Origin of the sequence: Candidatus Poriferisodalis sp. (assembly GCF_965208925.1) — a bacterium.
Taxonomy (GTDB): domain Bacteria; phylum Actinomycetota; class Acidimicrobiia; order Acidimicrobiales; family Poriferisodalaceae; genus Poriferisodalis.
Genome location: NZ_OZ242364.1, coordinates 2,830,185 through 2,851,442, shown reverse-complemented (window position 1 = coordinate 2,851,442; position 21,258 = coordinate 2,830,185). Strand labels below are relative to the sequence as shown.

Below are 21,258 nucleotides of genomic sequence, written 5' to 3'. Positions count from 1 at the left end.
GCGAGATGTAGTCAGGGTGAAACAACTCTCATCACAGTAAAAGCACCTGTGGCAACGTAGAATTCGAGACCACGGGACGCATGCAACCGGGGAGGGGCGATGCCGCGGGGGACCAGTGCTCAAAGAAGCACAGCCCGACGAAACAGCGCACGATCGGGGGGGCGCCAGGCACCTCTCGCACGACTCGACACGCCCCTCGTACGCGACGGCGGCGTCTTGCGCCCCGCGAGCTGGGACGATGCGCTCGACCGGGCTGCAACGGGGCTGCAGGCGGCCACCCAGCAGCACGGTGCCGGCGGCGTCGGCATGTTCTCCTGCTCCAAGAGCACGAACGAGATGAACTACGCAGCCCAGAAGTTCATGCGGACGGTGCTGAAGTCCAACAACATCGATTCCTGTAACCGCACCTGACACGCTCCGTCGGTCGTCGGTCTGGCGACAGTGTTCGGACTCGGGGGCGGAACGTGCTCCTACCAGGAAATCACCGAGACTGATGTGATCCTGTTATGGGGATCAAATGCCCGCGAGGCACACCCCATCTTCTTCCATCACCTGCTGCGGGGTCTCGACAACGGCGCAGCCATGTACGCAGTGGATCCTCGCCGTACCTCCTCAGCTGAGTTCGCCGACGTATGGCTCGGCCTCGACGTCGGCACGGACATCGCGCTGTCCAACACGGTGGCTCGCGAGATCATCAGCCGCCGAATGCACAACCAGTCCTTCATCGATCATGCGACCACAGGGTTCGATGCCTACGCGGAATCGGTCGAGCCGTTCACGCTCGACGAGGGCGAGCGGCTCACCGGGGTCCCGGCGGAGGCCATCGCGGAGATGGCTCACACGTACGCCACAGCCGACCGGGCGCAGATCCTGTGGACCCTGGGCATCACGGAGCACCACACGGCCGTCGAGAACGTGCTCTCGCTGTGCAACCTGGCACTGCTGACCGGCCATGTCGGTCGACGCGGCTCGGGCCTGGTGCCCTTGCGAGGCCAGAACAATGTGCAGGGAGGCGGCGACATGGGTGCCCTGCCCGATCGGCTGCCCGGCTTCCAGCCGCTCACCGACCCGCAGGCCCGGGCTCGCTACGAGAGCACCTGGGGCTGTGAGCTGAATCCCGTGCCGGGAAAGCACCTCACCGCGATGTTCGACGCCATGGAAGCTGGCGAACTGCGGGCCCTCTACGTCATCGGGGAGAATCCGGCGGATTCCGAAGCCAATGTGGCGCACGCCCGCAAGCTGCTCGAAAGGCTGGATCTGCTGGTCGTTCAGGACATCTCGCTGACACGCACCGCGCGGATGGCTGATGTGGTGCTGCCCGCGGCTGCGGGCTGGGCCTCCAGCGAAGGCACCGTCACCTCCTCCGAACGGCGTGTCCAGCGGGTGCGTGCCGCGGTGCCCCCCCAGGGTGACGCACGCGACGATGTGCACATCATCAGCGAGTTGGCATCGCGCATGGGCGCCCAGTGGACGGCCGCGTCCGCGCAGGAATTGTGGGACGAGATGCGATCGCTGTCGCCGCTGCACGGCGGGATGAGCTGGGAGCGCCTCGAAGCGAGCGGCGGCCTGCAGTGGCCCTGTCCCCATGACGACCATCCCGGCACCGAGTTCCTGCACGGCTGGCTCTGGGAGCCCGACCTCGACGGTCATGCGCCGGCACCGTTCTCGGTCGTCGTCCACCGTCCTCCCGCGGAGGCACTGAGCGAGCAGTTCCCGTTGCGCCTGACCACCGGCCGGGTGCTCGACTCGTACAACACAGGTGCCCAGTCCGCCGGTTACTCCTCGCCGATCCGTTCCGGTGACGCCATCGAGATCAACCCTGCCGACGCAGCGGATCTCGGAATCGTCGATGGCGACACCGTTCGTGTGAGCTCACCCCGGGGCTCGGTCGACATGCACGTGCATGTCACCGATCGCCTCCCCACAGGCCTGGTCTTCACGACGTTCCATTTCCCGGAGCTGGTGGATGCGAATCTGCTCACGAACGACGTCACCGATGTCCGCAGCGGCACGGCGGAATTCAAGGCAGCGGCCGTTCGCATCGACCCCCTGTCAGCTGTCACAGCCGGCGGCGGCACATCCGGCACCGCAGCGGCAGGTGGCGCCGGTGGCTGACCTTCACTTCTCCGATGCGGAGCCCACCGCATCGGAGCGACGAGCGGTACTCGCTGCGCTCAGCGTCAGCTCCGAGAGCGGTGGCGCCGTCGTGGTCGAGCATCCGCGCGTCGTGCGCGCAGGGATGCAACGGCGCAGGCAGATGCGGCACCAGTTGCTGCCCGCGCTGCATGCACTCCAGCGCGAGGCCGGGTGGATCTCGCCGGGCGGCCTCAACTTCGTCGGCCGGACGCTGGGCGTGCCACCGGCAGAGGCCTATGGCGTGGCCACGTTCTACGAGATGTTCCGCACCGAGGCCCCCGCCCACGAGCTCAGCGTCCGCCATGTCTGCGTCGATCCCATCTGTGCGCTGGCCGGCGCCGCACCGCTGGCAGAACACCTGCGCTCACAGGGTCACGCTGTGCACGAGGGTCCATGTCTCGGGCAGTGCGAACGGGCACCGGCGGTCTTCATCCAGGGCCGCCGCGAGCCCGACCGCGTCCCCGCAGACGGCAGCGGCCCTGACTCGCTGCTCGTGAGCGTCACGGCATCTGCGCCCGAAGCGCCCAGCCTGCTGCGGCACATGGTCGGACGGGATCGAGGCCACAGCGAGAGCATGTCCCTTGAGGCGTACCGGGAACGAGGCGGGGGAGCAGCCCTCGACGCCGTGCTGCGACTCGGAACCGACGAAGTCATCGCCCAGGTGACCGCAGCCGGGTTGTCGGGGCGCGGCGGGGCTGCCTTTCCCACCGGCATCAAGTGGCGCGCGGTGGCAGACGGCGACGGCCCCAAGCACGTCGTGGCCAACATCGACGAATCTGAGCCCGGAACGTTCAAGGATCGGCTGCTCTGCGAGCTGGAACCCTTGGCCATCGTCGAGTCCATCGCTGTGGCCGGCTTGACAGTGGGGGCCGAGCAGGGCTGGATCTACATACGCGGTGAATACCCGCTGGCCACCCAACGCCTCCGGCACGCCATCGCGCAAGCCCGCAGCGCCGGCTGGCTTGGTGATGACGCGGCAGGGTCCGGGCAATCATTCGACATCGAGTTGCGCAGGGGCGCCGGCGCATACATCTGCGGCGAGGAGACCGCCCTGTTCAACTCGCTTGAAGGCTTCCGGGGAGAGCCTCGCAACAAGCCGCCGTTCCCTACCACCCACGGTTTATTCGGCCGCCCGACGGTGGTGAACAACCCTGAGACGCTGCTCAACGTGAACGAGATCCTGCGCATCGGTCCTGAGGCGTACCGCAGCGTGGGTACCGAGGGCTCGCCGGGCACGAAGCTGTTCTGCCTGTCCGGTCATGTTGGCCGGCCGGGGCTGTACGAGGCTCCTTTCGGCATGCCGCTGGGCGAGCTGCTGGAATTGGCCGGAGGTGTGCAGGGCACGCTGGCCGCCGTGCTCTTGGGCGGCGCTGCCGGCAGCTTCGTGGGACCCGACGCCGAGGCGCTGCCGCTGTCCCTGGAAGACACCCGTGCCGCCGGCACGACGCTCGGCTCCGGCCCGGTGATGGTCTTCAACGACACTGCCGACATGAGCGCCGTGATCGAGCGACTGGCCAAGTTCTTCCGCGACGAGTCCTGCGGTCAGTGCGTTCCGTGCCGGGTCGGCACGGTCCGCCAGCACGAGCTGGTGACGCAGATCCGCCGGGCTGGCGGCCCGACGGCGCCTCAGCGTGAACTGCTCGGGGACATCGCCGACGCCATGGGCGACGCCTCCATCTGCGGTCTCGGACATACTGCGGCCTCAGCCGTGCTCTCGGCCATGCAACTGGGTCTGCTAGGAGACACTGCGTCATGAGTCTTTCCAGCGAAGCCACCCTGACCGATGACGCTGCGGCTCCAGTGACGTTGAGCATCGACGGGCGCGAGGTGACGGTGCGCGACGGCCAGACGATCTTGGCCGCCTGCACCGCCGCGGGCATCGAGACACCGACCATCTGCTGGGCACCCAACCTCACCCCGGTCAACGTCTGCCGTGTCTGCGTCGTCGAACTCGAAGGCTCGCGCACGCTCGTGCCCGCCTGCTCGCGACCCGCAGAGGATGGGATGCAGATCAGCACCGACTCCGAACGGGTGCGTCACAGCCGGCGCATGGTGCTCGAGTTTCTCGGTTCGGCGAACGATCTCTCTCAGGCGTCTGAGATCAACGACTGGTCGCAGCACTACGGCGCCGACGCGGGGCGCTACGCCTCGACGTTGGGCGACGAGTCCGGCGCGGAGACTGCCCATGTGGACGATCCCGTGCGGATTCAGGACGATCTCTATATCCGTGCCTATGACCGTTGCGTGCTGTGCTACAAGTGCGTCGAGGCGTGCGGCGACGATGCCCAGCACACCTTCGCCATCGCAGTGGCGGGGAGGGGCTTCGACGCACGCATCCGTACCGAATACGACGTCGAACTCCCGGAGAGTGCGTGTGTCTATTGCGGCAATTGCGTCGCTGTGTGCCCCACCGGTGCCTTGCAGTTCCGTACCGAGTTCGATCTGCGGGCGGTGGGGGAGTGGCGACCCGAAGACCAGACGGTCACCCGCACGGTCTGCTCGTACTGCGGAGTGGGATGCAATCTCGAGCTGCACACGCAGGATGATCAGATCGTGAAGGTGACTTCGCCGGCGGATCATTCGGTGACGAGCGGCCACCTGTGCATCAAAGGCCGTTTCGGCTGGCAGTACGTCCACGCGCCGGCCTTCGAACCGCCCGCAGCTGATACATCCACCTCAGAAGGCCCTGCTCCCGACAACACAGGGTCCTAGACGCCCGTGTCGGCGGACGAGCCGGCCCCGGCCGCCGGAGGCGGCGCGTCGGGCACTGGCGCCGGAGGCGGCGCGTCGGGCACTGGCGCCGGAGGCGGCGCGTCGGGCACTGGCGCCGGAGGCGGCGGCCCAGACACAGCGCGCATTTCCCGCCGCAACCGCGCCCTCCGGCGTGCTCGGGACATGGCGACCGAACACCTGCCGCGCATCGCGCGTCCGGAGGCCCCCGAACCGCTCGTCGGTGGTCCCGCGCTCGCTTCGACGGCAGCTCGCAGCACAGCACTGTTCGTGGGCATAGCGCTGCTGATGGCCGGCAACGGCCTGCAGAACACGCTGCTGGGAGTCCGGGCCGAATCAGAGGGGTTCGGATCCACAGTCGCAGGCCTGGTCATGGCGATGAACTTCGTGGGCTTCCTCGTGGGTGCTGCCGTCGCCCCGCATTTCCTGCGCCAGGTCGGCCACGTGCGGGTCTTCGCGGCCCTGGCTTCCGCCGGCAGCAGTGTCGTGCTGGTGCAGGCGGTGTTCGTCAACCCGGTGGTATGGGGTGTCGGTCGCTTCGGATGGGGTGTCTGCTTTGCGGCCTTGATCGTGGTGGCGGAGACCTGGCTGAACGAATTGGCGACCAACGAGAACCGGGGCCGGATGCTGGCTCGCTACATGGTCATCACCATGGGCGCCATAGCGACCGGCCAGCTGCTGGTGGCCACCGCGGACACCGACGGCTTCGCGCTGTTCGCCGTGGTGTCAGTGATGGTCTCGCTGGCGTTGGTGCCGATGTCGCTGTCGGCGTCTGCAAGCCCACCGGTAGTGGTGCCTGAGCGGGTCGGGCTCCGCACGCTGATGCAGACGGCGCCCACCGGGGTAGTCGTGGCATTCCTGGTCGGGTCCGCGCTGGGCTCCATCTCGGCGATCGGGCCGGTCTACGCAGCGTCGCGAGGGCTGACCCCGATCCAGGTGGCGCTCTTCGTCGCAGCGCCGATGGTCGGCAGCCTCTTCGGGCAAGTGCCGCTGGGTCGTCTCTCCGATCGCGTTCCCCGGCGCATCGTCATCGTTGTCGCCGCCGTGATTGCGGGCAGCGCGTGTGCATCGATGATGCTGCTCGACGAGGCGACAGCCCTCGGCATCGCTGTCATGGGTCTCATGGGGGCGTTCGCTTACCCGATTTACTCCATGGCGGTTGCACAGGCGAATGACTGGCTGCGGGATTCCCAGCGAGCCGGTGCGAGTGCCGTGATGGTGCGCATGAATGGTGTCGGCGCCACGATCGGGCCGATCTGTGCGGCGATCGGCATGTCGGTGACCCTCAATGCCTTCTACGTGGTCATGACGGCAGCGCACATCTCCATCGCCGTTTTCGTTGCCGGCCGCATGCTGCTGGTCGCCGGTCCGACGGTGGCGCAGCAGGGGACGTTCCTGCCGATTCCTGCCCGAGCCTCAGCAGCAGTGGCAACGCTGTTGCGACGGCGGCGGTAGGACGTCTGCGAGAGGCAGCGGCATGGGAGCCCTGTTCGGCTTGCTGACGTCGGTGAGCATCGGCACCAGCGATCTGTTCGGCCGTCGGGTAGTGACTCGCTGTCACGTGCTGTCGGCGATGATCGTGTTTCAGGGCGCTGCGGCGTTGGTGTCGCTCGCGATGCTGCCCCTGATTCCGGGCTCATTCGCGAGCGGCGACTTCGCGCGGGGACTGGCATCGGGATTGGGGCTCGGCGCAGGCTTGGCGCTCTACTACACCTCGCTTGACCGGGCCGGCTCAGCTGTCGCCGCACCGATCGTGGCGACGCTGTCGGCGGTCATCCCGTTCGCGTACACCGCCCTGCGAGGTCATGACCCGCCGCTCATCGGCATCATCGGGGCCGCTGTGGCTTTCGGCGGACTCGGATTGGTGACGGCCGGGGGAACCCGCGGCAGACACGTAGCCGCGGGAACCATCTGGGCAACTCTGTCGGGCCTGAGCTACGGCATCGGCCTCAGCGTCCTGGTGGATCTGTCCGAGAGCTCGGGAGCGTGGCCGGGATTCGGCCAGCGACTGACGTCAGTGGCGCTCATGGCCGCCGTGGTCGCAATCCGGGGCCTTCCTGCGCTGCCTCCGCCAGAAGTGATGGGCTTCGCACTGCTGACCGGCGTCGCCAGCGCGGGCGCCACGATCTTCTACATCATCGGCATCTGGTTCGACCCGCCCGCGACCGTGGTGGGAGCGTCGATGTTCCCGGTGATGAGCGTCATCGTCGGCAGGGTCGCCTACCAGGACTCCCTCAACGCACGCCAAGGCGTCGGCATCGTCGCGGCCGTGGCCGGCGTCACCGCCGTCGTCGCGACCTGAGACGCCGATGCGCTACACGATGGCGTCGGGCTCTTCAGCTTTGCGCCGAGCGATGTAGTCGCACAGCTCGGCGTCTATTGCGTCGTCGATGGGCGGCGGCTCGTAGTCGGCGAGCATCTGCTTCATCAAGCGGTTAGCTCGCTGGGCCGCATCGAGCGAGCCCTCGTCGGACCACTGCTCGAAGCTGTTGTTGTCGGCAATCGACGATTGGTAGAAGGCGGTCTCGAAATTGGCCAGCGTGTGGGGATGGCCCAAAAAGTGGTCGCCGTGGGGGTTCGTCATGAACGCCTCGACCGCCTGGCCATTGTCGGACATGTCCACGCCCCTGGCGTGCACCTCCATCATGCCGAGTTGGTCGGCGTCCATCAGCAGCTTCTCGTAGCTCAATGTCAGCCCGCCTTCGAGCCAGCCCGCTGCATGCAATACGAAGTTCACCCCTGCGGCCATCGTCGGCAGCAGCGTCGAGGCCGATTCGTAGGCCGCTTGTGCATCAGGTGCCTTGGAAGACGTGAACTGCCCGCCCGAACGAAATGGCACGCCGACCCGTCGTGCCAGCGCGGCCATGACGTAGATCGCCAAGCCTGCCTCGGGCGTGCCGAACGTAGGCGCGCCGGTGGCCATCGACATTGACGACGCGAAAGTGCCGAAGATCACCGGCGCCCCCGGACGCACCAGCTGGCAGAACGCCATACCGGACAGCGCTTCAGCCAGCGCCTGAGCGGCCAGCGCCGCCACCGTGACCGGCGACATGGCTCCGGCCAATATGAACGGCGAGATCACGCAAGCCTGATTGTGCTGTGCATACACCTCGGCGGCGCCAAGCATGGTGGCGTCCCAGCGCAGCGGCGACGATGCGTTGATGAGGCTGGTCAGCACGGTGCGGTCGCCCAGATCGCCGCCGAAGGCGATGCGGCAGAGTTCCACCGAGTCGGCCGCTCGCTGGGCGGCCGTCACCGAGCCCATCAGCGGCTTGTCGCTGTAGCGCAGATGCGCGTACACCATGTCGAGGTGGCGTTTGTTGACCGGCACGTCCACCGGCTCACAGACTGTGCCGCCGCTGTGGTGAAGGTGGGGAAGCATCCAGGTCAGCTTCACCACCCGCTCGAAGTCGCCGAGAGTGGCGTACCGGCGCCCGGCATCGAGGTCAGTGACGAACGGCGAGCCGTAGTTGGGGGCGAATACGGTGGCGTCACCTCCGATCGGCACTGACCTCGCCGGGTTGCGCGCGTGCTGGAGGTAGGTGGACGGCGCCGTGGCCTGGACGATCTCGCGGCACATGCCGCGCGGGAAGCGAACCATCTCGCCGTCGACCTCTGCGCCGGCGTCGCGCCACAGCTCGAGCGCGCGGGGGAAGTCCTGGAAGGCGACCCCCACCTCGGACAGGATCGTCTCGGCGTTCTCCTCGATCTGGATCAGGCCATCGGCGTCGAGCACGTTCACCGGCGGCAGTGTCCGCTGCACGTGGGTGTTGAACGCCATGTCTGCTGTTGCCCGCTGCGCTTGACGAGCCGCGCGGCCGCCTCCTCGCCGTCGTCGCTCGCTCATGATTCCTCGCTCATCGGGACCGCTCGCCGTCGTCGGGTGCGGTGGTGGGGACTCGAAGTTCTACGGGATGGGCGGGGCAGGTCCACCGCCGCGGCGAGCAGCGGGCTGGGTGCCGTGGCATGGGGGAGTGCCATGGCGGCCACGAACAGCTCCTGGAATCGGGGCTCGGTGGCAGTCTCGATCTTGCGGATGCTGCGGACCACTCGCTCCATCTCGGCCCGCTGACTCCCCGACAGCAGCGCGCGCACAGCTCCGGTGCCTGCGGCGTTGCCCACCGACCGCACCACGTCCGGGTCGCAGTCGCCGATGAGTCCGAGCACCATCGCCCGTACCGGATCAATGTGCGCCCCGAACGCTCCAGCGAGCTGCACACGATCGGGGGCCTCGATGCCAGCGTGCTCGCGCAGGAGGTCGATGCCGGCGCGCAGCGCCGCTTTTGCCAGCTGGACGGCTCGCACATCGTTCTGGGTGATGGTGATGGCGGGTCCGACGGTTCCTTCGGGCGGCTGGTAGAGCAGGAAAGACGACGTCCGGCCATCGGAGATCACACGAGACGCTCGCTCGCCCTCGCCCGGCGGTGCTGCGATGACCCCATCGGGCGACAGCACGCCGGCGAGATACATCTCGGCGATGACCTCGATGATGCCGGAGCCGCAGATTCCCGTGACACCTGCGGCCGCACTGCGAGTGCCGGCCGCGACCCGCCGTTCGACCGCCTCCGCGAAGCCGGGTTCGTCAGACCACAGGTCGCAGCCGATGACACGCACCCGAGGAGTCCAGGTCGCCGGATCGATGCGCACGCGCTCGATCGCTCCCGGCGTCGCTCGCTGACCGCAGCTGATCTGCGCGCCCTCGAATGCGGGCCCGGTCGGGCTCGACGCTGCCCACAGGCCGACCGAGTTTCCCAGCACGATCTCGGCATTGGTGCCCACGTCCACCAGGAGGGTGACTGCTTCGTCGCGATGCGGCCCTCCAGCAAGCACTGCTGCCGCAGTGTCGGCGCCTACATGACCGGCAATCGCGGGCGCGACGTAGACGCGAGCTGATGGGCACGGAAGTTCCAACTCCGGCCCGTCGACCTCGACACTGGCATCGGTCGCCAAGGTGAACGGCGCCTGCCCGAGCGGGGTCGGGTCGATGTCGAGGGCAATGTGCAACATGATCGGATTCCCGACCAGCACCACCTCGAGCACGGCGTCTGGCTCAGCACCGGCATCGGAACACAGCTCGGTGATCAGCCCTGCGAGCGAGTCGCGGACGAGCGCAGTGAGTTCCCGGGCGCCGCCTGGGTTCATCATCACGTAGGAGACCCGGCTCATCAGGTCCTCGCCGAGACGGATCTGCGGGTTCATGCGGCCTGCGGAAGCCAGCACGTCCCCGCTGTGAAGATCAACCAGGTGGCCTGCGATGGTGGTGGAGCCGATGTCGATCGCAACGCCGAGTGCTGCTGTCGCGACGCCAGGCCATACCGCCGTCACCATGCCGGTGCGCTCGCGGCGCTCTGGTCCACTCCAGCGAACGGCAACGGTGACCAGCCTGCCGCCGGCGTCGTCGGGCGAGCCGGCAGCGACTGACGCGTGAAGCCCCGCAAGTGCCCCCGGCAAGATGCCGGCCAGGTGAACGCCCCATTCGTCGGCCACGCAGTCGATCACGACCTGAGCGAGCCCGCGGCGCTCGTCGAGCGTCGGCGGCGGCACGGTAACGGCATGCAGCGTTGCCAGCGGGTCGAGCGCTATGTCACCCACATCGACCGTCTTGCGCACCACCGGGCCGTGCAGCTGGCTCTCCGGCGGCACATCCACGACGACATCGGCCTGCACACGCGCTTGGCAGCCCAGCCGCGCCCCCGCATTCAGCGGGCGTCGGCCCTCGTATGCGGCTTCGGTAGCACTGGGCGAGCTCAGTGATTCGGAGCCAGCAGTGATGGCCCACTTGGGAAATGAACCCACTGACGGCACGACCTGGCAGCGGCCGCAGATGCCACGCCCGCCGCACACGCTGTCGAGATCCACACCCAGTTCACGAGCGGCATCGAGCACAGTCGTGCCCGCGCTCACGCTGCCAGCGCGTCCCGCGGGGGTGAACACCACCCTGACCGAGGCCGTCGGCACCAGGGCTCCGTCAGCCGGTACGAGCGCGGCGGCCGCCCCGTCGTCGGCCTCCAGCTGCGGCCCGGCCGTTCGCTGGCGCGTCCTCGCCCATGGTGCTCCGGTCGCGGTGCTCGGCAATCCACGCAGCGCAATTCGTGTCATTGCCTGCGAGCACGTCGCCCGCCATGACCGCCGCCTTCACGTCGGCGTGGAGCGGGTTCATGATGGCCGAAGTCATGCCGGCACCGATGGCCATGGCCAGGAACGTGCCAGTGACCACGTGTCGATTGGGCAGGCCGAAACTGACATTCGACGCACCGCAGGTGGTGTTGACGCCGAGTTCGCTGCGCAGTCGCCGCACGAGCTGGAAGACCTGCCGGCCCGCAGTGGCCATGGCACCAATGGGCATCACCAGCGGATCCACCACAACGTCGTGAGACGGGATGCCGTAGTCGGCGGCAGCGCTCACGATGCGCTTGGCCACCTCGAAACGGACATCGGGGTCTTCGCTGATGCCGGTCTCGTCGTTGGATATGGCCACGACAGCGGCGCCGGCGCGTGCGACTAGCGGCAGCACTCGCTCCATGACCTCTGCCTCGCCGGTGACCGAGTTGATGAGCGGCTTGCCGACATAGGCATCGATGCCGGCCTCGAGTGCTTCAATGATCGAGGAGTCGATGCTGAGCGGCACGTCGGTGACCGACTGCACGAGCTTGACAGCCGAGGCCAACAGCGCAGGCTCGTCGGCCAGCGGCACCCCGGCGTTGACGTCCAGCATGTGGGCGCCCGCGGCCACCTGCGCCAGCGCATCGGCCTCCACCCGGCTGAAGTCGCCCTCCTTCATCTCCGCGGCGAGCAGCTTGCGGCCCGTGGGGTTGATGCGCTCGCCGATCATCACAAACGGCCGATCGAAGCCGATCACGACTTCCCGGGTAGCGGAGCTGATGACGGTGTCGGTCACGGGACCTTCCGTTGCGTCGCAGGGCTGGCTGGGTTCTGCCTGACTCCGGAGCTCGAAGCGACGCTCACCGAGGTGACCGCGTCGGCCAGGTCGCCATAGCCGGTGCGGACGACTTCCAACCGCAGGCCCAGACGCTCGGCGCCAGCTCGTGCGCAGGCTTCCACTCGAGCGCGCTCGGCAGCGTCGGGGGTCTGAGTCAACAACACGACGCGCCGGTAGTTGCCGAAGTACATCTCGGCCAGTTCGGGATGGTCGGCGATGCCGAGGCCCTTCCACACCAGCAGGTCGAAGTGCCGGGCCAGGTAGTCGGTCAGGTAGAACGTGGCCGGTTCGTCGTCGCTGAGCTGGGAGAAGCCGGCCGCTCCCGCGAAGAACTCATAGCAGTGCGCGCCGGGCACTCGGGTCATGGCCGGACCATTGCCTGCGGCGTGAGCTCGCTCGAACTCCTCGCACAGATCGTCAATGGCACCAGCGCTGCCGCAATCGCCGTATCCCAGCAGTATCCGCTCGTAGGTCCGGCCTTCCTGCGACAGCCGGGCCAGCCGGGCGCGGACCTCGCCCGCGATGAGCGCCGGTCGATTGTGCAGCTTGGCCGGCAGACATTCGACGTCGATGTCGCGGTTCTCATCGCTGCCGGCGTGCCGCGTCAGCGCTTTCAGCTCATTGGCCAGGGCGCCGCATCCCAGCACAAGCACGCGGCGCGACGGATCGGCGGTGCCAAGGTTGGCGCCAGGGCGGCCCGCAGGCCGTGCTGACGCTCGCTCACCGGCCGCGCCCGCTTCCCGACGGGCGCGCGAGCGCCGGCGCCGTTGGGCGCTGCGGGCAGTGCTCGACGCCGCGGCTGCCGGTGGTGCACTCGCCGAATTCATCTCATGCTGCGGCGGCACGCCGGGCTTTGATGAGGTCAGTGGCAGTTTCTGCAGCGACGGCCGCATCGCGGCAGTACGCATCGGCGCCGACGGCTTCGCCGAACTCCTGGTTCAATGGCGCACCGCCGACGATGACGAGATAGTCGTCGCGCAGGCCCTGCTCGATCAGCGTGTCGACCACCACCTTCATGTACGGCATGGTCGTGGTCAGCAGCGCTGACATGCCCAAGATGTCGGGCCGATGCTCGTCGAGGGCGCCGAGGAACTCGTCGACGTCGGTGTTGATCCCCAAGTCCACCACCTCGAAGCCCGCGCCCTCGAGCATCATGCCCACCAGGTTCTTGCCGATGTCGTGAATGTCGCCTTTGACGGTGCCGATGACGATCTTGCCGATCGGCTCAGCACCGGTCTCCGCGAGCAGGGGCCGGAGTATCTCCATGCCGGCCTTCATGGCATTGGCAGCGAGCAGAACTTCGGGAACGAACAGGATCCCGTCGCGAAAGTCGATGCCGACTATGCGCATGGCCTCGACCAGCGCCTCATTGAGGACTTTGTCGGCCGCCCAGCCGCGCCCGAGCAACAGCTCGGTGCCTTCGACGATCTCGGGGCCGAGCCCGTCGTAGAGATCGTCATGCATCTGTGCGATGAGATCGTCATCGTCGAGGGCTGAGAGGTCGATGTCCTCATCAGCATCGGCGCTGTCGACGGTTGCCGCATCGGCCATGCCTTGCCCCCTCGCCATGGTCATGACGTGTGCCGGGCACCCCCGGCCCGGTCAACTGTCCAAGATTCAGCATGGGTCCTGCGGCCGGATCGTTCCGCCGTGCTGTTCAGCATCTCGCTGTTCCGCATAGTGGAACTGTGCCGCAGAACGGTACAGCAGTACGGTACCACGAACCCTGTAGCGACATCGACATTCCGGGGCACGAATTCGGGGCAGATTCGAGGTGCCCGCTGAGGGGCTTCAGCGCCGATGCGCGTCGATCTCTCTAGCTGTCAGGGCCGCTGCCTCGGCCAGCGTGAGCAGGCGTGTCTCGCGGGTTGAGCGTTCGGTCAGCTCCACGTTGCCGTCTGCCAGGCTGCGCGCACCGACCGTGAGCCGGTAAGGCACGCCCACGAGCTCCGCATCCGCGAGCTTCACACCCGGCCGCAACGGACGATCGTCATAGAGACAGTCGATGCCGTGTGCTGCCAGTTCCCGCTCGAGCCTCTCGCCAGCCGCCGACTGAGCATCATCGGCAGGATCGAGCACGGTGATGACTGCTTCGAACGGCGCTGCAGCGACGGGCCAGCACAGGCCTCGCTCGTCGTGATGGGTCTCGGCCACTGCAGCCATCGCCCGTCCGATGCCGATGCCGTAGCTGCCCATGATCGGGGTCACCGCAACGCCGTGCGCATCCAGCACCGACACACCCATCGCCTCGCAATACTTGCGCCCCAGCTTGAAGATGTGGCCCGCCTCGATGCAGCGCACGATCTCCAGCGGTTTGCCGCACTCGACGCACGCCTCGCCTGCCGCGACCTCGCGCAGATCAGCCCAGCGAGGATCGATGATGTCACGCCCTACGTCGACGTGTCGCAGGTGCCAATCATCCTCATTGGCGCCGGTGGTCATTGACCTGCGGCCCCGCAAGGCCTCATCGGCGTAGATCGGCAGGTCGTCGACGCCCACCGCCCCCAGGCTTCCGGGACTGGCGCCGAGCTGCGCCACCGTCTCGGATTCGGCGGCAGGACGCACATCGGTCGCGCCGCTGCAATCGGCCAGCTTCTGCAGGTTGAGCTGATGATCGCCTCGCAGGACCACCAGCGTGAGCTGATCGTCCAGGACCATGACCATCGTCTTGAGCTGCCGGTCGGCAGGCGCGCCGCCCTCGAAGGACGCGAGCGCGTCGATGGTGCGGATGCCCGGTGTCGCGAATCGCTCAGGTGCATCACTGGAGGGCGGATCAGCGATCAGCGGCACTGCCGCACGGGCCCGCTCGATATTGGCGCGGTACCCGCAGCCCGCGCAGCGCGCCACATCGTCCTCGCCTGCAGGCGACTCCACCATGAACTCGACGCTGGCGTCGCCGCCCATGGCGCCCGAGGAAGCCTGCACGGCCATGACGTCGAGGTCGAGTCGCTCGAAGATCCGCAGGTATGCCTCGCGGTGCGCCTCGAATGACACGTCGAGGCCTGCTTCGTCCATGTCGAAGCTGTACGAGTCCTTCATCATGAACTCGCGCACCCGCAGCAGGCCGCCGCGCGGGCGCGGTTCGTCACGGAACTTGGTCTGGATCTGGTACCAAGTCTGGGGCAATTCCCGGTACGAGCTCATCTCCGCTGCGAGCACCGCGAAGACCTCTTCGTGCGTCATGCCCAGCACGACGTCTGCATCGTTGCGGTCGCGCAGGCGGAACATCTCCGAGCCCATGAGGCTCCACCGGCCGCTGCGCCGCCACAGATCGCCCGGATGCATCGCCGGCAGCAGGAACTCCTGCGCGCCCATGGCGTCCATTTCTGCTCGAACCACATCGGCGACCTTGTTGTGCACGCGCAGCCCGAGCGGCAGCAGGCTGTAGTGCCCCGAGTGCAACTGCCGGATGAAGCCAGCCCGCACGAGCAGCTGATGACTCGCGGCGGTGGCGTCGCCGGGCGCATCGCGCAGCGTCGGGATGAACGAATCAGACCATCGCATCCGACGCAGGGTAAGCGGGCAACCCGCGACATGACTCAGTCGTGTGCCCAGATCCGGCCATTTGGATGGGAGTGTTGCGATGCAACGCGTGTCCGGTACCCTCAATCCCCGTAGCCGGCGACTGCACACCGGCGACCGTGCATCGGTCGTGCGGTTCCGGCAGCGGACCAGGGCCACAGTGCCGACCACGGTGACTGTGTCCGCAGCAGGTCCTGCGTCGACGGTTCGGGCAATGCCCCCAGCGCAGTCCGGACAGACGTTGCAGCGCACTTGCCCGTGCCCCTGCATGACGCGATGAGCGACGAAGACTCACCGACCCATACTCCGAACCGGGGCGCGCCGGCGCTGCAGCAGCTCGCGCCTGCCGATGGCATCGCTCGCAACGGCGACATCTCGGGTTCCGCGACAGGGCCCAACGGCACAGGGCCCTCTGCCCTCGCGGCGATGCGCTGGTCGCAGATTGCACGCCTTGTCTGGGCCGAGGCGCAGGGCACCGCCAGGAAGGACGACATCGCCACGCTTGAAACCGATCGGCTGCGCTGGGAGCGAGTACTTCTGGACCTGCTCGACCAGACGGAAGCCTCGCTGTCAGGGGCCCGACGGCTGCCCCGGCCCGTCCGCCGGCAGGTCGTGCGAGATTTCGAGACCGATTTCTCCGAGCTTGCCGCCGCCTACGAGCGCCTGACTGGCCTCGACGCCACCGAGTCGCCCGACGACTCAGCAGCGGAGCCAGGCGCCGGCGATGTCGTGGCAGGTCCGCTGCCAGAACCGGCTGCACTGCAGCTGTCCTGGCAGCCCGGCCGGATCGTTGCCTGGGCTGCAGGCGCCGGCACCGAGCCCGACCCCACAGATCGGATCATGGACCGCTTGGCGGCTACCGGGGCTCCAGACAGCGTCTGGCGTCCCCATCCGAATATCAAGCTGCCGGGTGGCATGAGCGCCGAGGCACTGGTGGCTGACGTCGGCGACGTGCTGGGATGGTTGGTCGGTCTCGACGGTCCGGCCGCCGGCAGCCCGTCCGGCTCATCGTCGGTGGCCCTGACCTCTCCCGGTGTCGTGGCTGATGGTGACCCACCTAACGATGACGAGTCGCTGCACGGCAACGAGCAGCTCGACACTGCCGAGAGAGGCACGAACGACGACCTCCTGCTCGGTGCCAGCGCCCTGTGGCTGCGAACCGCAGCCAGAACGGCCGTGGAACTGGTGGCAGGAGGCCGAACGGTGCCGCGGCTTCACCGTGTCCGCAAGCGCCGTAACCGCAAACGGCCCGACACGGCGGAGTTCTCGGTGCAGTGGCAGCCGGCCTCGCCGCTTGCGGATCGACTGGCGGCGCTCATCGACTGCCTGCCAGGCGCTGTGGCTGCGCCTGAGCCCAAGGCAGAGGCGCGAACCACGGTGCACTCGGCTCTGTCCGGCATGGTCGATGCCATCGTGACGAGTGCCGCAAAGCGGCTCGATGTCCCAGCCGCATCGCCCGAGCCACGGAGCCGAGCGGAAATGGCCGAGGCCTTCCTGGCGTACCTCGACGGCACCCGCTTTGTCGGCTCGGCAACTCAGGGCTCGGATCTGGCCCGGCGCATCGAGCTGTGGGCCAGGCCAGTGACTGCCGCCGCTCGGCAGTCGTTGGTCGTTCGGCTGGACGAGCCCGACGACGCCGGTGCCTGGCACATGGAGGTGCTCGCCACCAGCCCCGAGGGAGCGACCGAGCCCGTCGAGGTCGCGATGGTGAGTGGCGTCAGCTCGCATCGCACCGAAGTGCGCGATCAGCTCACCCGCCTCGAACGGCTGCTGCCGGTGCTCATGCGACCCGGGGGCAAACGGCGTGGCGAGGTGATCCTCAGCCAGGACGAGGCATGGGAACTCATGTCGGTAACAGGGCCAGCACTGCAGTCCGCTGGCTTCAAGGTCGAGGTCCCGAACCTCTCCCGGGAGCGCCCGGCGCCCTCGCTTCGGCTCACCGCTGCTACCGATGCCGACAGCGCCCTGGGAGCGCAACAGCTCACCGCAGTGAGCTGGACAGCGGTCTTCGGAGACGTGGAGCTGACAGCAGATCAGATTCACGAGTTGGCCTCCCAAGCACGGCCACTGGTACGCGACCGGGGCCAGTGGATTGCGCTCGATCACGCCGATCTTGCCGAGGCGGCTGCTGCGCTTGCCGAGCGTGCAGATGTCACAGCGCTCACCGGTTCGCAGATGCTGCGCCAGGTACTGGGCCTCGAAGGCCCGTCGGTACGCGGCGGCATCACCATCTCGGGCAGCGGCTGGGCGGCCGACCTGCTGCGCTCTGCGTCGGAGATCTCATCCGCGCCACGGCCCAGACCTGAGGGTTTCGTGGGCGAGCTGCGCAACTACCAGGCTGAAGCCGTGGCCTGGCTGGAATTCCTCGACGGGGCGGGCCTCGGCGGCTGCCTCGCCCTGGACATGGGTTTGGGCAAAACCCCCACCGTGCTTGCCCGTATCGCTGCGGACCAGCGCCAAGGCCCCGCCTTGGTCATCGCACCGCCAGCCGTGGTCAGCAACTGGGCAGCCGAGGCAGCGCGCTTCACGCCGGGACTGTCGACGATCATTCATCACGGCCCTGCTCGACGTGAGCCCGCAGAACTGGTCACGGCCCTGCGTGACGGCGTCGCCACTGATGATCTTGATGCGGCCGGGAACGGGCAGATCGATGTGGTGATCACGACCTACGGCACTGCCGTGCGCGACATCGACGCCCTCGAAGAGGTGGCCTGGGACCGGATCGTGGTTGATGAGGCGCAAGTCATCAAGAACCACACCAGCGAGACCGCCAAGCAACTGCGCCGACTGTCGGCCCGGATCCGCCTCGCATTGACCGGTACCCCGATCGAGAATGGCCTCGGCGACCTCTGGGCGATCATGGATTTCTGCAATCCAGACCTGGTCGGCTCCAGGACGCCGTTCATCGCACAGCTGCAGCGTCCCGGTGATGCACGCGGCGCCGCCGAGTCGGCCCTGCATGCGCTCAATGGAGTGCTGGTGTTCCGTCGCACCAAGGCAGAGCCGCAGATCGCGGCCGAGCTTCCCGACCGCATCGACGAGCTAGCGCATTGCGCCATGACGCCGGAGCAGATCGGCCTGTACCAGGCAGTGCTCGACCAGCTGATCGTCGACACGGCCGAGAGCGAGCAAGCGGGCGAGAAGCGCAAGGGAGCCGTCCTCGCGGCCATCACCGCCCTCAAGCAGATCTGCAATCACCCGCTCAACTACCGCCCTGACGACATCGACTTACAGATCGAGGGACGCAGCGGCAAGCTCGACCGGCTGCATGAGATCCTCGAGGCGGTCTTCGCAGCGGGGGAGCGGGCGCTGGTGTTCACGCACTTCGCCACTTGGGGCGAGCGGCTGGCCACACATCTGACGCGGCGGACCGGTTTGCAGATCGACTGCTACCACGGCGGGCTGGGTCGCTCTGCCCGCGATCGCATGGTGCGGCGCTTCCAGTCCGAAGAGGGGCCCGGGGCGATGGTGCTGTCGCTCAAGGCAGGCGGCACGGGCTTGAACCTGACCGCCGCGAGCCATGTGGTGCTCTACGACCGTTGGTGGAACCCCGCAGTCGAGGACCAGGCTCGCGACCGGGCGTGGCGCATCGGCCAGACGCGCACGGTCATCTGCCACCGCCTGGTCTGTCCGGGCACAGTTGATGAACGGGTGGAGGAGGTCGTGGCCGGCAAACGGCGCATCGCCGACATGGTGCTGCCGAAGTCGAGCTCCATCGGCGATCTCGACGCCGAACAACTCCGGCACGCCCTGGGCATCGATCCTGATGCCCTCCTCGCCGACGATTCCAACGGGATCGCCACTGTCGCGCCGCAGACACCAGACCTGGTGCAGGCAAGCGCAGGTGGGTCATGAGCAATCGCCGTCGCCGCAAGACGTCGCGTACCCGCCGCATCGACGGCGCTGAGGTCCAGCAACGGCAGGCCGCTGAGGCGAGCGCAGCGTTCTGGCATGGAGCTGCGGCGGCGCAGCCGCCAGACCAACCTGATGCCGCCGCCAATGGAACAGCGGACGCGTCGTCCGACGCCGAGGCTGGACTGGTGCAATCATTCGACATCCTCACTGAAACACGCCGCATCTCGGTCACGACGGATCCGACGTCGACAGTGCGCTCGCTAGGAAAACCGCCACTGGCAGGACGCGAGGCAGCGGCGGAGCACTACTTCGAAGCCGTTTACCAGCGTGCCGTCGCGATGGCCGGGGCCCTCGCGGCAGCGGGCGATCTGCTCGCTTCAGACGACGAGGAGATCACGGCGTCCTGAGCGCTGTCCACACCGCATGTCCACTGCACCTCGATGTGCACGGACGCGGTCGCGTCACGCGAATTGGATGCCCTGGTAGCCCTCAGCGGCGATCGCGTCGACCTTGGCCCGATAGCGGGGCGCCCCGCCGAAATAGGCCTGGTAGCGGACGCTGCCCTCCTCATGGCCGGCAACGTTGGAGTTGTAGCCGGTGAACCAGCCCTTGCTGCGACGGAACAGCATCCGCTCATGGGCACGGATCACCTCGTTCACCCACTCCTGCTCGGCCTCGAACTCGGCTTCGACCCTGCTGCAGCCGTTCTCGAGCGCATGCGTGACCAAGTCGGTGACCCAATCCACTCCGGTCTCGATGGCCCGGGGGAAGTTCGTCGATCCCGACACGCTCTGAGGCCCGGCCACCATGAACAGGTTGGGAAACCCGTGCGACAGCACGCCGACGTACGTGCTCGGACCGTCCCGCCAGCGCTCGGCCAGCGAGGTGCCGCCGACTCCGAGAATCTCCACGCGGTCATACGCGCCGGTGATGGCGTCGAACCCGGTGGCATAGACGATGAGATCGGGGTCGTAGTGGGCGCCGCTGGTCTGAATGCCGGTCGAGGTGAAGTGCTCGATCGGCGTTTCTCGCAGATCGACCAACTCCACATTGGGAAGGTTGTAGGCCTCGAAGTAGTGGGTCTCGAGCGGCAGACGCTGGAGCCCGAAGCCATGGTCAGACGGGATCAGCTTCTCCGCCACGGCAGGATCGTCGACCCGGCCGCGAATGCGATCCGCGATGTAGTCGGACAATTCCCGGTTGGCAGTCTCATCGAAGAAGATCTCTGCGAAGTTCGCGGCCAGAATGGCGAAGCCGGACTGCGAGTAGAGCTCATCCCAGAGTGCACGACGCTCGTCGGCCGTCATCTCCCAGAACCCCCACCGCGGCACGTGCTCGAAGCCTCCGGGCGAGGCTGCGCAGTTGGCGAAGATCTCGTCGTAGCGTCCCCGGATCTCGTCCATCTCGTCGTCGCTGATGGCCGAGTTGTTGAGCGGGGTGCTCCAGTTGGGCCGGCGCTGGAACACCTTGAGCTCAGCAACTTTGTCAGCAATCTCGGCGATCACCTGGATGCCTGTCGCCCCGGTGCCGATGACGCCGACCCGCCGCCCCGCCAGCGCAACCGGTTCAGCGGGCCAGAAGAAGGTGTGGAATGCCTCGCCTTCGAAGGCGTCCATGCCTTCGTAGCTCGGCAGCGTCGGTGCCGACAGAGGACCGAGGCTCGTGATGACGAAGCGCGCCGTATGCGAACTGCCGTCGCTGAGCTCTAGGTGCCAGTGCCGTGCACTGTCGTCCCACGCCATCCGCTCGACCCGGGAGCCGAATCGCATATGGCGACGGAGGTCGAACTTGTCGACCACAAAATTCAGGTAGCGAAGATTCTCCGGCTGAGACGAGAAGCGCTCCTGCCAGTGCCACTCATCGAGCACCTCCTTCGAGAAGGAGTACCCGTACGTGTAGCTCTCCGAGTCGAACCGGCACCCCGGGTAGCGATTGCGATACCACGTCCCGCCGAGATCATCTTCGCCTTCGAGGACGACAGCATCGATGCCAAGATCGACCAGCCGCTTGATCTGGTAGATGCCGGACACCCCGGCGCCCAGCACCACGACATCGCTGTGCCGTGCAGGTGTCAT

14 protein-coding genes are annotated in these 21,258 nt (G+C 67.4%); 7 read left to right on the top strand and 7 right to left on the bottom strand.

Features of this window, described 5'->3' with window-relative positions; all coding sequences use genetic code 11:
* The first annotated feature begins 99 nt into the window (after window positions 1-99).
* Genes ACOGI5_RS12505 through ACOGI5_RS12485 form a run of 5 tightly spaced genes read left to right on the top strand, consistent with a single transcriptional unit; the run spans window position 100 to window position 7,168 of the window.
* On the top strand, window positions 100-2,115 hold the full coding sequence (locus ACOGI5_RS12505; RefSeq protein WP_419864739.1) for a molybdopterin oxidoreductase family protein: 2,016 nt from the start codon (window positions 100-102) through the stop codon (window positions 2,113-2,115).
* Window positions 2,108-3,892 carry an NAD(P)H-dependent oxidoreductase subunit E gene (locus ACOGI5_RS12500; protein WP_419864738.1) on the top strand — a complete coding sequence of 595 codons (1,785 nt, stop codon included), beginning with the start codon at window positions 2,108-2,110 and terminating at the stop codon, window positions 3,890-3,892. The genes ACOGI5_RS12505 and ACOGI5_RS12500 overlap by 8 nt, the downstream gene beginning before the upstream one ends.
* Complete coding sequence (locus ACOGI5_RS12495) at window positions 3,889-4,848, top strand: 2Fe-2S iron-sulfur cluster-binding protein (RefSeq protein ID WP_419864737.1); 960 nt, start codon at window positions 3,889-3,891, stop codon at window positions 4,846-4,848. Before ACOGI5_RS12500 ends, ACOGI5_RS12495 begins: the two co-directional genes overlap by 4 nt.
* A gap of 6 nt (window positions 4,849-4,854) precedes the next feature.
* Window positions 4,855-6,321: an MFS transporter gene (locus ACOGI5_RS12490; protein WP_419864736.1), complete on the top strand. Its 1,467-nt coding sequence runs from the start codon at window positions 4,855-4,857 to the stop codon at window positions 6,319-6,321.
* Between the two features lie 22 nt (window positions 6,322-6,343).
* On the top strand, window positions 6,344-7,168 hold the full coding sequence (locus tag ACOGI5_RS12485; RefSeq protein ID WP_419864735.1) for an EamA family transporter: 825 nt from the start codon (window positions 6,344-6,346) through the stop codon (window positions 7,166-7,168).
* 12 nt (window positions 7,169-7,180) lie between these two features.
* Here the strand turns inward: ACOGI5_RS12485 and ACOGI5_RS12480 are convergent, their stop codons facing one another.
* From ACOGI5_RS12480 to ACOGI5_RS12455, 6 genes are all read right to left on the bottom strand, one after another.
* On the bottom strand, window positions 7,181-8,713 hold the full coding sequence (locus ACOGI5_RS12480) for a trimethylamine methyltransferase family protein (RefSeq protein WP_419864734.1): 1,533 nt from the start codon (window positions 8,711-8,713) through the stop codon (window positions 7,181-7,183).
* On the bottom strand, window positions 8,710-10,824 hold the full coding sequence (locus ACOGI5_RS12475; RefSeq protein ID WP_419864733.1) for an ASKHA domain-containing protein: 2,115 nt from the start codon (window positions 10,822-10,824) through the stop codon (window positions 8,710-8,712). The genes ACOGI5_RS12480 and ACOGI5_RS12475 overlap by 4 nt, the downstream gene beginning before the upstream one ends.
* A gap of 10 nt (window positions 10,825-10,834) precedes the next feature.
* Complete coding sequence (locus tag ACOGI5_RS12470; protein WP_419864732.1) at window positions 10,835-11,764, bottom strand: dihydropteroate synthase; 930 nt, start codon at window positions 11,762-11,764, stop codon at window positions 10,835-10,837.
* Window positions 11,761-12,459 (bottom strand): DUF1638 domain-containing protein, encoded by a 699-nt coding sequence (locus ACOGI5_RS12465; protein ID WP_419864731.1) that lies wholly within the window; start codon window positions 12,457-12,459, stop codon window positions 11,761-11,763. Before ACOGI5_RS12465 ends, ACOGI5_RS12470 begins: the two co-directional genes overlap by 4 nt.
* Window positions 12,460-12,634: 175 nt before the next feature.
* Window positions 12,635-13,357, bottom strand: a complete 723-nt coding sequence (locus ACOGI5_RS12460) for a corrinoid protein (protein WP_419864730.1) — start codon at window positions 13,355-13,357, stop codon at window positions 12,635-12,637.
* Between the two features lie 240 nt (window positions 13,358-13,597).
* Window positions 13,598-15,310 carry a proline--tRNA ligase gene (locus ACOGI5_RS12455; RefSeq protein WP_419864729.1) on the bottom strand — a complete coding sequence of 571 codons (1,713 nt, stop codon included), beginning with the start codon at window positions 15,308-15,310 and terminating at the stop codon, window positions 13,598-13,600.
* A gap of 294 nt (window positions 15,311-15,604) precedes the next feature.
* On the opposite strand from ACOGI5_RS12455, the gene ACOGI5_RS12450 reads away from it, so the two are divergent.
* Complete coding sequence (locus ACOGI5_RS12450; RefSeq protein ID WP_419864728.1) at window positions 15,605-19,183, top strand: DEAD/DEAH box helicase; 3,579 nt, start codon at window positions 15,605-15,607, stop codon at window positions 19,181-19,183.
* The gene (locus ACOGI5_RS12445; RefSeq protein ID WP_419864727.1) at window positions 19,180-19,590 is read left to right on the top strand and encodes a hypothetical protein; all 411 of its coding nucleotides are present in this window, start codon (window positions 19,180-19,182) and stop codon (window positions 19,588-19,590) included. The genes ACOGI5_RS12450 and ACOGI5_RS12445 overlap by 4 nt, the downstream gene beginning before the upstream one ends.
* 54 nt (window positions 19,591-19,644) lie before the next feature.
* Here ACOGI5_RS12445 and ACOGI5_RS12440 read toward each other — a convergent pair whose 3' ends face one another.
* Window positions 19,645-21,258, bottom strand: a complete 1,614-nt coding sequence (locus ACOGI5_RS12440; RefSeq protein ID WP_419864726.1) for a flavin-containing monooxygenase — start codon at window positions 21,256-21,258, stop codon at window positions 19,645-19,647.

What these genes read in the sequence shown, in the direction of transcription:
- ACOGI5_RS12440 (WP_419864726.1), bottom strand. Translation starts at nt 21,258, where the DNA reads ATGACACCTGCACGGCACAGCGATGTCGTGGTGCTGGGCGCCGGGGTG.
- ACOGI5_RS12460 (WP_419864730.1), bottom strand. Translation starts at nt 13,357, where the DNA reads ATGGCCGATGCGGCAACCGTCGACAGCGCCGATGCTGATGAGGACATC.
- ACOGI5_RS12450 (WP_419864728.1), top strand. Translation starts at nt 15,605, where the DNA reads ATGAGCGACGAAGACTCACCGACCCATACTCCGAACCGGGGCGCGCCG.
- ACOGI5_RS12480 (WP_419864734.1), bottom strand. Translation starts at nt 8,713, where the DNA reads ATGAGCGAGCGACGACGGCGAGGAGGCGGCCGCGCGGCTCGTCAAGCG.
- ACOGI5_RS12455 (WP_419864729.1), bottom strand. Translation starts at nt 15,310, where the DNA reads ATGCGATGGTCTGATTCGTTCATCCCGACGCTGCGCGATGCGCCCGGC.
- ACOGI5_RS12485 (WP_419864735.1), top strand. Translation starts at nt 6,344, where the DNA reads ATGGGAGCCCTGTTCGGCTTGCTGACGTCGGTGAGCATCGGCACCAGC.
- ACOGI5_RS12445 (WP_419864727.1), top strand. Translation starts at nt 19,180, where the DNA reads ATGAGCAATCGCCGTCGCCGCAAGACGTCGCGTACCCGCCGCATCGAC.
- ACOGI5_RS12495 (WP_419864737.1), top strand. Translation starts at nt 3,889, where the DNA reads ATGAGTCTTTCCAGCGAAGCCACCCTGACCGATGACGCTGCGGCTCCA.